General features: G+C 61.7%; 17 protein-coding genes. 6 read left to right on the forward strand and 11 right to left on the reverse strand.

What is annotated here, in order from left to right; translation table 11 throughout:
- Nucleotides 1-67 precede the first annotated feature (67 nt).
- The 4 genes from TU79_RS19245 to TU79_RS19260 form a co-directional block, all read right to left on the reverse strand.
- Entirely contained in the window at nt 68-1036 is a 969-nt protein-coding gene (locus TU79_RS19245) for a dienelactone hydrolase family protein (protein WP_057009485.1), read from the reverse strand.
- Nucleotides 1037-1069: 33 nt separating this feature from the next.
- Entirely contained in the window at nt 1070-1960 is an 891-nt protein-coding gene (locus tag TU79_RS19250; protein ID WP_057009486.1) for an amidohydrolase family protein, read from the reverse strand.
- 235 nt (nt 1961-2195) lie between these two features.
- Nucleotides 2196-2444, reverse strand: a complete 249-nt coding sequence (locus tag TU79_RS19255; RefSeq protein ID WP_057009487.1) for a hypothetical protein — start codon at nt 2442-2444, stop codon at nt 2196-2198.
- Between the two features lie 2 nt (nt 2445-2446).
- A complete protein-coding gene (locus tag TU79_RS19260; RefSeq protein ID WP_057009488.1) occupies nt 2447-3151 on the reverse strand; it encodes a glycosyltransferase family 2 protein in 705 nt (234 codons plus the stop codon).
- 127 nt (nt 3152-3278) lie between these two features.
- Here TU79_RS19260 and TU79_RS19265 point away from each other — a divergent pair, with 127 nt between their 5' ends.
- The 5 genes from TU79_RS19265 to TU79_RS19285 all read left to right on the forward strand — a co-directional run bounded on the left by TU79_RS19265 (nt 3279) and on the right by TU79_RS19285 (nt 7338).
- Nucleotides 3279-4043, forward strand: a complete 765-nt coding sequence (locus TU79_RS19265) for an OBAP family protein (RefSeq protein WP_057009489.1) — start codon at nt 3279-3281, stop codon at nt 4041-4043.
- Between the two features lie 93 nt (nt 4044-4136).
- Nucleotides 4137-4418, forward strand: coding sequence for a hypothetical protein (locus TU79_RS19270; RefSeq protein WP_057009490.1), 282 nt, complete (start codon nt 4137-4139; stop codon nt 4416-4418).
- Nucleotides 4419-4484: 66 nt separating this feature from the next.
- Nucleotides 4485-4742 carry a DUF6555 family protein gene (locus TU79_RS19275; RefSeq protein WP_057009491.1) on the forward strand — a complete coding sequence of 86 codons (258 nt, stop codon included), beginning with the start codon at nt 4485-4487 and terminating at the stop codon, nt 4740-4742.
- Complete coding sequence (locus TU79_RS19280; protein ID WP_057009492.1) at nt 4739-4978, forward strand: hypothetical protein; 240 nt, start codon at nt 4739-4741, stop codon at nt 4976-4978. Before TU79_RS19275 ends, TU79_RS19280 begins: the two co-directional genes overlap by 4 nt.
- Before the next feature lie 50 nt (nt 4979-5028).
- Nucleotides 5029-7338: an FdhF/YdeP family oxidoreductase gene (locus tag TU79_RS19285; RefSeq protein ID WP_057009493.1), complete on the forward strand. Its 2310-nt coding sequence runs from the start codon at nt 5029-5031 to the stop codon at nt 7336-7338.
- A 112-nt stretch (nt 7339-7450) separates the two neighbouring features.
- Here the strand turns inward: TU79_RS19285 and TU79_RS19290 are convergent, their stop codons facing one another.
- The 4 genes from TU79_RS19290 to TU79_RS19305 form a co-directional block, all read right to left on the reverse strand.
- Nucleotides 7451-7894: a DUF421 domain-containing protein gene (locus tag TU79_RS19290; protein ID WP_057009494.1), complete on the reverse strand. Its 444-nt coding sequence runs from the start codon at nt 7892-7894 to the stop codon at nt 7451-7453.
- 8 nt (nt 7895-7902) lie between these two features.
- Nucleotides 7903-8418, reverse strand: coding sequence for a hypothetical protein (locus tag TU79_RS19295; RefSeq protein WP_057009495.1), 516 nt, complete (start codon nt 8416-8418; stop codon nt 7903-7905).
- A gap of 4 nt (nt 8419-8422) precedes the next feature.
- Nucleotides 8423-8644, reverse strand: a complete 222-nt coding sequence (locus TU79_RS19300; protein ID WP_057009496.1) for a hypothetical protein — start codon at nt 8642-8644, stop codon at nt 8423-8425.
- A 128-nt stretch (nt 8645-8772) separates the two neighbouring features.
- On the reverse strand, nt 8773-10020 hold the full coding sequence (locus TU79_RS19305; RefSeq protein ID WP_057009497.1) for a glycoside hydrolase family 68 protein: 1248 nt from the start codon (nt 10018-10020) through the stop codon (nt 8773-8775).
- Nucleotides 10021-10359: 339 nt separating this feature from the next.
- On the opposite strand from TU79_RS19305, the gene TU79_RS19310 reads away from it, so the two are divergent.
- Nucleotides 10360-10791, forward strand: coding sequence for a MarR family winged helix-turn-helix transcriptional regulator (locus TU79_RS19310; RefSeq protein ID WP_057009498.1), 432 nt, complete (start codon nt 10360-10362; stop codon nt 10789-10791).
- On the opposite strand, the gene surE is transcribed toward TU79_RS19310, so the two are convergent.
- The 3 genes from surE to TU79_RS19325 form a co-directional block, all read right to left on the reverse strand.
- Nucleotides 10767-11564 carry a 5'/3'-nucleotidase SurE gene (surE, locus tag TU79_RS19315; RefSeq protein WP_057009499.1) on the reverse strand — a complete coding sequence of 266 codons (798 nt, stop codon included), beginning with the start codon at nt 11562-11564 and terminating at the stop codon, nt 10767-10769. The two genes, TU79_RS19310 and surE, sit on opposite strands and share 25 nt — an antisense overlap.
- Before the next feature lie 102 nt (nt 11565-11666).
- On the reverse strand, nt 11667-12842 hold the full coding sequence (locus TU79_RS19320; RefSeq protein WP_057009500.1) for a sensor histidine kinase: 1176 nt from the start codon (nt 12840-12842) through the stop codon (nt 11667-11669).
- 5 nt (nt 12843-12847) lie between these two features.
- Nucleotides 12848-13537: a response regulator gene (locus tag TU79_RS19325; protein ID WP_057009501.1), complete on the reverse strand. Its 690-nt coding sequence runs from the start codon at nt 13535-13537 to the stop codon at nt 12848-12850.
- Nucleotides 13538-13605 lie beyond the last annotated feature (68 nt).

The raw sequence follows: 13605 nt of genomic DNA on the forward strand, positions 1-13605 counted from the left end.
GTGATCAAACCAGACCCGTGGCGAGCGGACTTGCCACATTTGCAGACCCTGAGGATTGACGGTCTAATCAGCCGCGCGCACGAATCGCCTCATCGATGCTGTGGATCATGGCCTGGAACAGCGGATTGTCCGCCTGATTCTGCTGGCCGTGCTGCATCCGCGTGATTATCAGCACGCCCGCGCCGGCGTCACCGGGATAGTGTCGATGCAGACGCTCGGATTCGGACGGCCTGTGCAGGGTATTGTCGGCGCCGTGGATAATCAATGCAGGCGCAAAGCCTGCTGCGCCTTCGATACCGCGCTCCGGGTCATAGGCGACGCAGGCTTTGTAGGACTTTGCCGTCACGTGGCTGCAACCCGGCCAGCGATCAGCGCCGCCCGCCTCGGTATAGGCGCCCAACTGCTGATCCACGTAGGCCTGGGTCTCGGGGTCCAGCGGATAAAAGCCCAGACGGGTTGATTCGGTACCGATATCAAACGGCGGAATCGGTGCGTCATCCGGCAACTGCTGGATCGCCGCATCGGCCGCTTGACTGTCGGTGCGCAAGGCTTGCAGTTGACGGGTGCCGGTGTAGCTCATCGGCACCCATAAGCGGATCTGTTCGCCCCCCGCTGCCGCGAGTTCAGCCACGGCGCCAAGGCTTGCCACCGCGCCCAGCGCCCAGGACGCCACCACCGGCATTTCACCGAAGGTATCGCGTACCCAGGCAACGGCGCCGAGGACTTCGTCCCGCTGGTCTTCGAGTATCACCCGGGTGATTTCCATGCCCTCGGCCTTGAGCGTGTTGCGTACGTATTTATTGGAAAAGAAGCCCGCCACGTCATAGGTCATCACGCGGTAACCCCGCGCCGCCAGCGCACGCCCGAACAACTGGCCGTACATGCTGACCCCGCCGGTGAAGCCCGAGTTGAAGACCACCGGTGGCAATGAGGTGGACGAAGCCGAGTCGGGCTCGAACACCCAGCCCTTGAGGTTTAACGTTGCATCGCCATAGTGGACGGCGAAGGTAATTTCCTTGCTACGGATGCTGTTCATTACTGGATATCCCGGACGGTGAAAAGGAGTGGCTCAGCAAGCGCCTCGCAGCAGCTGACTGACCGGCAGGCGGGTCGCCTCACATACATGCCGCGCAACGGCGTCGACAAACTCAAAGGCACTGGTCACATCAAACCCGTGGGCATAGGGCACCCCGTTGTCGTCGCCCCCCACATGCGGCGCATCGCTGGCTTGCAGCAGCAGCCTGTCGGCACCGACGGTACGCACAATCTGCGTGACGAATTGGGCAGCCGTATGCGGGTTGACCGAGGTTCGATAACCCGGCCCCTTGAACCACACCGTGCCGCGCCGTCGCGCTTCAGCAAGCAGCGCGAGATAGGCAGGCTCCGTCGCGCCACGTTCGCCGTGGCAACTGCCCAGGTGATCGATGATGACCCGCACGGCTTGCGGCACCTGACGTAACACGCACAGCGTGGTCGCGGCTTCCTTTGCATAAATATGCACGTGCTGGTGCGGCAGCAGCCGAGCGTAGAACGCCAACCACTGCGCGGTGCAAAAGCGCGTCCCGTGAATGCTTTCAGGCGGCGCATCGTGCAGCACGATACGCGCGCCAATAACCTGCGGATGAGCGAGGCGCTCGCGGGTTGCGTAGACCGGGTGCGCCTTGATCGTGCCGACCAGCCTCACACCGCCATACCGCCGGGGGTCGGCAGCCTTAAGCGCCTTCAGCTCATCGAATGAGGCGAACACATTGTGCGAGTCCGGCAGGATGCTCAGATGAACATTGTTGATGACGGCGGGGAGCATGCCGGCATCGATCAGCCGGTCCAGGTACGCCGTCAGTGGATGCGGTGCCGGCAAGCGGTAGGGCAACGAGCCTGACACGCGCTGAAGATCGGCTGACGTGTAGAAGTGAACGTGATTATCGAATCGACTGACGATGCTTGGGAGCGGCGGCTGCATGATGATCGTTCCTGCAAAGGTGCAGGAACAATAAGCGTGGGAGGTGTCTGGCCGCTCCCGGCAATTCGACGGGGCATATCAGATTCTCGCCATGCAAGGCAGCCCACCCACATCACTCGCCCACTTTCTCGGCGCAGGACTCAAGGAACCAGTCAGCACTATCTTCCGTGTGATATTGATTTCCGGATTTTGCGTCGATACGAAGTAAAGACACGTGCAGAATCGCTGATCGAGATCATCCGGCATTGCGCTGCGCGCGCAGGTTTTTCGTGAAGCCCCGTGCGTTCATGCCCAGCAGAATGCATTCGAGAACGATCAAGCCGTAGGCATTGGTGTGCCAGCCCCAGGCCACCCACAAAGTGTTGCTGAGGATGAAGCCCCAGAACGCGAGCATGCGTCGGCGTGGGCGTTGCGAGCCGATGAACCAGGCCGAGAGCACGGTCACGGCCATGGCGGGCCATTGCACCCAGTCAACCAGGTCCACGGTTACTCGACACCGAGCGCGGTGCTCGACCCCAGGCATGCGTCGACGCCAATATGACCCGGCACCAGCGTGGCGAGGTACTCGCCAAACCCGCCACGACACTTGTAGTCCCGACGGGCGCTGGTGATCACCGGGTTGGTGGCGGTCCAGACGATACGCGCACCGGTCCTTTCAAGATCCGCCACCAGGCGCACATCCTCGTGGGCCGCCAAGTGCTGAAAGCCGCCAGCGGTGCGATAGGCCTCGGCGCTCAGGCCCATGTTGGCGCCGTGGATATGGCGATGGTTTTCGATGAACTGGTACAGCGCCATGTACCGCGAGCGCACGGCTTCGTCGTGTTCACTCCAGCCATCCACGTCGACAGTGCCGCACACCGCATCAGCACCAAAGCCAATCTGGCGTGCCAGCCAGTCCGGCGGCACCACGGTGTCGGCATCCGTAAAGGCCAGCCAGCGCGCGCCGCGCTTCAAGAGCTGCTCGGCCCCTGTGGCCCGCGCCTTGCCGACATTGCGAAAGCACACGTCCAGGCGCTCTACCTGCTTTGCCGACACCATCGCGCGGGTGCCGTCCGAGCAGTCGTCCAGCACCACCAGTATCTCCAACGATTGCCCCTTGAGGGCCGGGTGCTCGGTCGCGCGCAGCACGGAGTCCAGGCATTCGCCGATATAGCGCTCTTCGTTATGGGCAGGTATCACGATCCCTATCATTTACATTCCCTCCGACGTGTCCTGAGCAATCGACACTGTGCGTGAGCAGAAGGTTTAAAGAGTTTTGAACGTGCGCGTGCGCAGTCTTTCCAAGCAGTACATGGATGCCAACAGGATAAACACGACGATGACTGACACCTCCCACCACCGCACCGCCAGGGCAGCATGCCTGGCAACCGCCCTCGCCCTGCTCGGCGCGTGCGCCGGCAACGACTCGCCCTCCAACGTCGAAGCGCCCGGCAAGACCACAACCGTCAGCACGCGCGCACTCGATACCGGCGCCGCCCTGTTGCAATCACGCCCGCCAATAGAGGCGCTGAATGCCTATCTGGATGGTTTCCACTTCTACAACGGCCATCCCGATGTACAAATGGAAGCGCATCACTACTGCGCCATCCTCAACGAAGAGGTGATCCAGTGCGTGATCTATGACGGCAATCGCAAGGACGCAAAATTGATGGGGGTGGAATACATCATCAGCGAGCAGCTGTTCAGTACGCTGCCAACTGCGGAAAAAGCCCTGTGGCACAGCCATGTGCATGAGGTGAAGTCGGGGCAACTGGTGGCGCCCGGCATTCCCGAAGTGGCCGAACACGCATTGATGGAGAAGCTGGTGCACACCTATGGCAAGACCTGGCATACCTGGCACACCGACCTCGACAAACGCCTGCCCCTGGGCGTGCCCCAACTGATGATGGGGTTCACCGCCGATGGCCAGGCCGACCCACGCATGGTCGCCGAACGTGATCAGCGGCTGGGCATCGACAGCAGCAAAAAGAAAACCGGACGGGCCGACATTCCCGCGCCACCGATTGCCCCTGGGGCGGATGCATGGCGACAGGGCGAGGTGATCCAGATCATCGATCCCACGGCCACCCCCCATCGGCATTGACGGCGCCGCTGGCTCATTTGCATTGAACGATCACTTGCGCACCATGCTCTACCGAACAGCAAGATTGCTCCCAATCGCCTGAGGTAATTCCGCATGCCCTACGACTATCAAGGTCCTGCCAGTGTTATCACCGCTCGCCGCCATCTCGGTACAGAGCCCGAAGAAGTCTTGAATGAATCGGTTGATATCCAGATGACCAGCAGCGGCAAACCGACCATCGTGCGCCTGAGTTTTCAGTCGCCGCTGCAGTGGCCGGGTCACCCCAACCACGTGACGGTCAACTTGCCGGATGGCAACGCCGTCAGCGGGGTGATTGCCGAAATTGAACGGCCAACCGACGGGCCAGGCTGGGTCGCTTTTACCGTCGATGATTGACGTCTCAATTAATTTGAATTTTTTTTGACGTCAATTATCAGTTACTCATGAGCATAGGGAGGTCTCATGAAACGCAACGATTTATTCACTATTCACTACCAGCTGCACGGTGAGCCCAAGTCTTTCATCGTGCGTGCATCGCAGATGAACAATGCCGAAGCCTGGCATTGGGCGAGCTGCGATGCGGGCGTGGCCGTGATACCCAGGTTCGGGCAACAGAATCTCAAGCGTGTCTCCAGACCCATGGCCGAGAAATACGGCATCACCGATGTGCAGTGGAGCAGCGCGACAGAGATCAAATGGGCAGAGAGCGTTACATCATGAACAGTCAGACACTCGATTACAGCACCAGCCACACGTGGGATGACGAGATCGCACAGAACACCGCGATGTTCTTTGAGGCCGATCGACTGGACGCCCTGGCGTACCAGTTGATCGAGTCCTACAGCGGAGACCCGCTGACCTGGGCACGTTTCACCGAAGCGAAGAAACTCGCTGATAACCAGCGCACAGCAGCGTATCGCGAGTGGATGCGCATCCAGCGCGCGATGCGCACGTAACGCGGGTGTTGCGCAACAAGTGACCTGACCGTATCGCCTGGGAGTGCCTCATGCTCATCTACCCCAAGAGTCATTTCCAGCCCTACACCCACGCCAGTGGCGGATGGGGGTCAGCCCACTCGGTGATGCGTATCCTGTGGCGCGAACAGGCACTGGGCAAAGCGCCGGCGGCATTGCTCAAACAGAACAAGCCGGACGGCTTCGCCTGCGTGAGTTGCGCCTGGGCCAAACCCGGCCGCCCCCATGCGCTGGAATTCTGCGAGAACGGCGCCAAGGCGACCGCCTGGGAACTCACCTCACTCAAGACCGACCCGGCCTTCTTCGCCGAGCATAGCCTCAGCGAGCTGCGCGAATGGTCGGACTATGCGCTGGAGCAACAGGGTCGCCTGACCCACCCCATGCGCTACGACCCCATCACTGACCGCTACCGTGAGACTTCCTGGGCAGAGGCCTACCGCGACATCGGCGCGCAGCTCAAGGCCATGGACCCGAACAGCGTGGTGTTTTACGCCTCGGGGCGCGCGTCGCTGGAAACCTCGTTCATGTACCAGCTGTTTGCCCGCGCCTACGGCAGCAACAACCTGCCCGACAGCTCCAACATGTGCCACGAAAGCACCTCGGTGGGCCTGCAGGAAAGTATCGGCGTGCCAGTGGGCACCGTGACCCTGGACGACTTCGAACACACCGACTGCCTGTTTTTCTTTGGTCAGAACGTGGGCAGCAACAGCCCGCGCATGCTCCATCAATTGCAGGATGTGCGCCGCCGCGACGTGCCGATCATCACCTTCAACCCCTTGCGCGAGCGCGGGCTGGAGCGCTTCGTCAACCCGCAGTCGCCCAGGGAAATGCTCACACCCGCGTCGACGCTGATCAGCACCCAATACCACCAGGTCGCCATTGGTGGCGATACCGCCGCCATCACCGGCATCGCCAAGGCATTGCTGGCCATGGATGACCAGGCCACCGAGCACGGCACGCCGGCGGTGCTGGACTACGATTTCATCGCCCGCCACACCGAGGGCTTCGAGGCTTTCACCACCTACGTACGTGGCTGTGACTGGGCGCAACTGGAGCGCCAGAGCGGGCTGACCCGTGGCGCGCTGGAAGCCGCCGCCACCGTGTATGCGCGCAGCCAGCGTGTGATGCTGGTGTATGGCATGGGCATCACCCAGCACCGGCACGGCGTGGCGAACGTGCAGATGCTGGTCAACCTGCTGCTGATGCGCGGCAATATCGGCAAGCCGGGCGCGGGGATCTGCCCGGTGCGCGGCCATTCCAACGTGCAGGGCCAGCGCACCGTGGGCATTACCGAAGACCCGAAAAAGGTCCCGGTGGACCTGATCGAACAGCACTTCGGTTTCAGCGTGCCGCCGCACAAGGGCCTGTGCACCGTGGATGCCTGTGAAGGCATTCTCGACGGCCGCGTGCGCGGCTTTATCGGTCTGGGCGGCAATTTCCTGCGGGCGATTCCCGACACCTCGCGCATGGAGCCGGCCTGGCAAAATTTGCAGCTGAATGTGCAGGTGGCGACCAAGCTCAACCGCACTCACTTGCTGCCCGCGCGCGCCATGTGGCTGTTGCCCTGCCTGGGACGCATCGAAATCGATCGCCAGAACGGTGTGCCGCAGCTGTATACCACCGAGGACAGCACCGGCTGCATCCACAGCTGGCGCGGCAGCGCCGAACCGGTCGGCCCGCAGGTGCGCGCTGAAACCAGCATCGTCGCCGGGCTGGCCATGGCCACCCTCGCCAACGGCTGCACCATCGACTGGCAAGCCTGGAACGACGACTACTCCAGGGTCCGAACCGCCATCGCCACGATCTACCCGAAGATTTTCCACGACATGGAAACCCGCATGGCCGAGCCAGGCGGTTTCCATCGCCCGATTGCCGCCGCGCAAAGACAGTGGGAGACGCCCAGCGGCAAGGCGCAGTTCGTCGCCCCCGTGACCCTCGCCGAAGACGATGACGTGAACCTCGCCGAACCTGACCGCGATGTGCTGCAACTGATGACGCTGCGCAGCAACGATCAGTTCAACACCACCATTTATGGGTTCGACGACCGTTTTCGCGGGGTGAGCGGCACGCGTGAGGTGATTTTCATGCATGCCAACGACATCGTGCGCCTGGGGTTCGCGGCCGGCCAGCAGGTCATGCTGACCACCGCCATCGAGCCTGCGGTAAAGCGCCAGGTGGGGCCGTTCGAGATCATCGCCTACGACATTCCCGAAGGCTGCGCCGCCGCGTATTACCCCGAGTGCAACCCGCTGCTGCCGCTGTGGCACCACGCCGAACGCAGCAAGGTGCCGGCCGCCAAGTCAGTGCCGGTGCGGCTCAGCCTGCCCCACTCGTCAGTCTGAGTCTGCCCCCGGCGGTCGCCCGACGTTGCGCAACGCAAGGATCTGATCCCCAGCCATTTGACGTTCCCGGTAGTGGGTATCGGCGCGTCGGCAGGCGAGGAGGCCAATAGCGTTATTCATACGGGATCACCGAAAGTTTGCCATTGCGTTCAAGAATGGCGAACTTGATCTGGCTGATCTCGACGATGCCTTGGGCGGAACGTGCGGCTTCCAGAATATCGCCCTCGTCCAGGCGGGCTCGTTTGAGGCGTTCGTGCAGCAGTTGACCCTGTTCGACCACGATGGTCGGCCCGCCATCAAGCACCCGCGAGAACCAGCGCGAACGTTGCTTGAGCAGGGACAACCCGATGTCGATGGTGATTAACGTGGCGATGACGAGCAGCGCATTGGTCAGCGAAAAATCATCGCCCAACAATGCCTGCTGGGTGGCCTCGCCGATGACCATCAGCAGCACCAGATCAAAGGTGGTGAGTTCGGCCAGCGAGCGCCTGCCGGCGATCTTGAAAAGCACCATCAACACCAGGTAAATCGCGGCTGCGCGCAGCACCGAGTCCATGATGCCCCCTACGGGTAAATGAATTGGGAGAGTTGCACCGACGCGCCGCTGGCTGACGTTACCCGTGTGGCAAAACGGCCCACGCCATCACTGCGCAGGGTCACATGCAGGGCAGCCCGCCCGTCGGTGTCGCTGAGCAGCCACAGCCTGACGCCCTCGCCCGCCGTGCTGGCCTTGAGCGGCTGGGGTTGCAGCATTTCAACGTTAAAGCCTTGCAACAACTGGCCATTGATCGCCACTTCAATCGGCTCACCGGGTTTGCCCTGCAAATGAATGATCAACGCATCGGAGGCGCCATTGCGCATGAAGCGCTGGTATTCGACCCGCAGTTGCCCGTCGGCACTGTGCCGTTCAGCATTGCTCAAGGGGCCTCTGGAAAACAGGCCGGCCAGGGTCAGGCCGATCAACAGCACCAGCGTGTACCAGCCGACACGCTCGAAGCGCCAGACCCTGCGTTGCAGCGCCATGTCTTCGTCGACCGGGTAGTGGCGGCTGTGCAAGTCGCTGTGATCGGACTGCGCCATGAGGTCAGCCCTTGCTGTGTTCCGCCGAGGACGGCGCCTTGGCCACTCCGCGCGGGCCGGACACGCCCCAGATGGCAGCGCCGACGAATGGCAACAGCAGCACCAGCGCCGTCCAGCCGGCTTTGCTGCCTGAGGCATTGTCGCTGCGCCAGACGCTGTTGATCACCCACAGATCGAGCAACAGTGCGATGACGGCGAGGAAAATCCACAGGTAAGTGATTTGCATGATGCACCTCCTTCAGGTCATGTCCATTTAGGTTCTGAAGAAACTGCGGGGGTTCATTTTTTTCGGTTTGAAGGTGACTGAACGATCAGGCCGCTTGCCTGACGGGCACAGGCAAGCGGCTTGCAGCGTTAACTCAAGACAACATCGCGCATCGGCGGAATATAGCCGTAGTCATAGGCTTCGCGCACAAACGAGCGGTCGCCGTGCAACTCGATCCTGACCGTGGGCGCTTCGGTGCCGCCGATGCGGAAGTCGCCGTTCTCGGTGGGGACGCTGTCGATGAATGACGTCACCAGACCGTTGGGCATCACGCAATGCGAGTAGGTCTGGAAAGGCTGCGCGGGGGGATTGCCCAGCACCAGCCCGGAGGCGTTCATCGGGCGGTACGGGCCGAACAGGTGTTCGCTGACGAAGCCGTACACGCCATCCGGGCCGGTGACGCCGTCGGCGTAGGTGAACGTGTGGCTGATGGTGAATAGATAATATTTGTTGTCCTGGAATACGTAATGCGGGCGTTCAGTCTGGTCGTTGACGCCAACCGCCGTCACCAGAGGCGGCAGTATGTCCCACTCTTCGCCCGTCAGGTCCTTGGCCACGGCGATGCCGATACAGCCCACTTGATAGCGCGCGCCGCCGACTTCTTCATGCCCCGGCGGCACCAGGCCCATTTCGTCAGGGCCGACCGTATGGGTGCCGCGCTCGCCGGCTACATTGCCTTCGAACACCATATATAACTTGCCATCCTGTGGATCGATAAACGGGCTCGGGTCACGAAAGTTCCACGTCGCGTTTTGTGCTTCGGTTTGATAATAAGTGCCGTCTGCCGCAAATAAAAACTTCACCTTATTGAAATTGACAAGTTGCACGCCTTCTTCACTTGTCACGATCTGGCCTTTTACCTTGGCAATGGTCGCACCGGGCGTCACGCAGGTGTAATACAGGTCGATATCACCGTTGTTATTTAACAGAATCGGCGTGCCTGCCCATTCCCGCGTGGTGGGCGATACACCTTCGGCCATCACGCGGCCGCCGAAAATCCAGTCCTTGCCGGTGCGTGAGTACCAGTAGCAGATACGCGCATGGCCATGCCGGTCCTCCCAGTCGCGTTTGATGTCATAACGCCCGTTGGCATCGATAAACTGCGGGTCGTGGGGGCGGCGGTCGGCGGTGAGCGTGAAGATCACCGACCAGCCATCGACGGAAACCACCGTGCCGTCGAGGTCGCGCAGGGGCATGGTGTCCCAGATAAACACCGTGTCACTCATGACGGGGAAGTCAGGCCGTACTAACGGTTGCGTGGTAGTCGGGTCATTTTCATTGACTTTCAGCGCATCAGCCCGGGTCCAGCGTGTGGGTGTGTGATTCGCAGGTTTCATGTTGATGTCCTTTTACTGACGCTCAAGTGACAAGCGGTATTTAAATTAAAGGTGCACGTTACCGTCGAATGATTAATGGCATTCAGTCAAACAGCGTTAATAGTGCGAAACAAGGTTTAACATGGAACTTGCAACCGGCATTATGAAAAATTATTTAAGGAGTCAAAGGCCACTATCTAATACATGGCAAGTTGCTGGCCTTGAGCAACCACTGACAACGGAATCAATTAAAACTGTTATATAACCAACCCTGGCGGTATTGAGAGAGTGCTGCCAAAACTCAACGCCCCACGGGCGATTTGGCTACAATCCCACAGGTTTTTTTCACGGTACCGCCCCATGGATATTTCATTGTTTCGCGGGCGCTTCACGCGCTTGAACAAACGCCTGCGCCAGCAAGCGCAGAATCATCCCGAGACGTGGTCGCAAATGCTGGTGTTGAGCGCAATCGACCACCTGAACGGCATGGCCACGCCCTCGAAAATCGCCGACGCGGAAAATATACGCTCGTCCAACCTCGCCGCTCTGCTGAAGGAGCTGGAAGCACGGAACCTGATTACCCGCACACCCGACACCGAGGACCGCAGACGCAGCTGGATCGGCCTGTCGGCACAAGGCCGCGAGGCGCTGCAGGCCAGCCGTGCACGCCGCGACGAATGGCTGGCTGAGGCGGTGCAAGCCTGCCTGAGCGCCAGTGAACGCGAGCAACTGGAAGCTGCTGGGCTGCTGATGGAGAAACTCAGCCGTTACAGTGGCGCCGAGCAGTCCTGAATTAACCGCTGAGCCATCACGCTCGCCCCCGTGCAGGTGCGCTCGAACTGCAACGGCGTCACGGTGATGTGCCCGGCCAGATGCTCGGCCGTTTCGGTGCCCGGCGCATCGGACCGGGCATGCCGTTGCAGTTGCAGCCAGTGGTATTCCAGGCCGCGCGGGTCATGGGCCGAGCGCACGCTCAAGCCTTGCAGGCGGCCGCTGCCCTGACGGGTTATTGTCAGCGGCAGCACCGCCTCGGGCGCGCAGCCGGGGAAATTCACATTCAGGCACACCTCGCGCGGCCATTCGATCGCCAGCAATTGCGCAATCACCCGCGGCCCATGATGCAGCGCATTGTCCCAAGGCACCGCGCTGCGGTCGGTAAAGCCCTGGCTCAAGGCAATGGAAGGGATGCCGAACAACAGGCCTGTCATCGCCGCGCCAACGGTGCCGGAGAACACGGTTTCGGTGCCCAGGTTGGCCCCTCGATTGACGCCTGACAGGATCAGGTCCGGCTTGTCATGGCTGAGCAGATGCCCCAGCGCCACCGCAATGCAGTCCCCCGGCGTGCCGGTGACAGCGAACCGGCGCACGCCGTGGGAACTCATGCGCAGCGGTGCGTGCAGGCTCACGGAGTGGGAGGTGCCGCTCTGGTCGAGCAACGGCGCGACCACCCAGACTTCATCGGCCAGTTGCCGGGCGATACGCTCCAGCACCTTGAGGCCGGGGGCATCGATGCCGTCGTCATTGGTAAGAAGAATCCGCTGCAATCGTTGATGTTCTTTCGCCATGCCCGTGCCCCGTCGATGCTGCGCGGACGCTCGGATGAACGCCGTCGACGGTATATTTACCTATATTTAAATAGTTATCCACCAATAGATAGATCGCCGGCGCTACAGCACAAACTCCGCCCTGATCAGGGTGCCGCCCCCCTCGCGATGGCTGGCGGTGATCGAGCCGCCATGGGCCTGGCAGATCGCGCGGGCAATGGACAGGCCCAGCCCACTGCCGCCCGAGTAACGCGCACGGGAGCGCTCGGCACGCCAGAAGCGGTCAAACACGCTGTCCAGGTGCTCGGCTTCGATGCCGGGCCCTCGGTCAGCGATCTCGATTACGATGCTTGCCTGGACCTGCCGCGCGGTGATGGTCAACGCGCCGCCACCGGCCGCATAGCGCAGCAGGTTGTCGATGAGGATATTGAGCACCTGGCCGAGACGGTCGCGGTCGGCGTTGATCGTCAGCGTTCGGGCAATGCTGACGTGGGTCTCGATGGCGGCCTCGTCCAGTTGCGGCTGAAACCACGCCAGGCGTTCGCTCACCAGCGCCGCCAGGGAGAAATCGCTGCGCTCGAGCACCAGCCGCCCTGCCCTGGCCATCGACAACAGGTGCAGGTCGTCCACCAGTTTGCGCAACTGGTCGAGCTGGCGCTTGACCATGCTCAATTGCACCGCATCGCTGGGGAACACCTCATCGAGCATGCCCTGGACCCGCCCCATGGCTGCGTTCAACGGGGTGCGCAGCTCGTGAGCGATCACCGCGCTGGACTCGCGCACATCGCGCTCGTAGCGCTGCAGCTGGGTGGTCATGCTGTTGAAGTCGCCGATCAGGCGGCGCAGTTCGTCCGGTGTGTGCGGCTGGATCGGCAGGCGTGTCAGGAAATCCCCCCCGGCGACCCGTCGCGCGCCCTGGGCAATCGCCGAGAACTGGCTGGACAGGGGCCGCGAAAACCACAAGCCAACGAGAATAATCAGCGGAATGGTCGCCAGCACCAGGCCGGCGAGGATCAGCCAGTCGCGATTGGCGATGTCCGGCTGGAAGAATTCCACCGGGTAATATTCGGCCACCAGTTGACGCAGGCGCACCTCGTTGAGTTGCGGCTCGGCGCGCAGTTGCAGCAATTCCTCGCGCGCATCGGGCGGCAGGTGCTGGAGGAAATACCAGTCCGACACCCAGAAGTTGATCCACATGCACAGCGCGATCACCACCACTGCGCCAATCGCCAGCAGGCTCATGCGCATGCCCACCCAGCGCCACAGGGGTTTGTCGTTGACGCGAGAAGTGTCAGTCATGTCGATTACCGGAACCGATAGCCAATGGAGCGCACCGTCACCAGCACGCCGGCGATGCCGTGGGTTTCCAGTTTGCGCCGCAGGTTGTGCACGTGGGCATCGACCACGCGGGCCAGCGCCTCGCTGTCGGGCAGGCAGATTTCCAGCAGTTCGTCGCGGGTGAAGGCCTTGGACGGGGTCTTGAGCAGGGTCGCCAGCAATTTGAATTCGGTGGGCGTCAGGTCCAGCCACTGTGGCGGCGCGTCACGCTGTTCAATCGCGGCGGTGAAGGCGTCGAGGTCCACCCGCAGGTTCTGGTGACGCAACACCTGCTCCACCGGCTGGCTGGCGCCGGTGCGACGCAGCACCGCATGCACCCGCGCCACCACCTCGCGCGGGCTGTAGGGCTTGACCACATAGTCGTCGGCGCCATAACGCAGGGCGCCGAGTTTTTCCGGCTCGTCGCCCATGGCCGTGACCATGATCACCGCTGTGTCGCTGCTGCGGCGCACGGCGGACAACACTTCGGTGCCACTGAGCTGCGGCAGCATCACGTCGAGCAGGATCAGGTCCGGTTGCCAGCTTTTGTGCAGGTCGAGCGCGCGCCGGCCATCTTCGGCCAGGGCCACCTCAAAGCCGTCACGGCGCAGGTAGGCTTCGAGAATATTGGCGCTGTCGGCGTCGTCTTCGACAATGAGGATACGTTTTCCTGACACAAAGAAGCCTCTTGATGAAACCTTGATAATTCACGAACGGTTTATTGAAAGTCCGCTGTCAGTATCGC

The sequence above is a fragment of the Pseudomonas trivialis genome (genome assembly GCF_001439805.1).
Classification (GTDB): Bacteria; Pseudomonadota; Gammaproteobacteria; order Pseudomonadales; family Pseudomonadaceae; genus Aquipseudomonas; species Aquipseudomonas trivialis.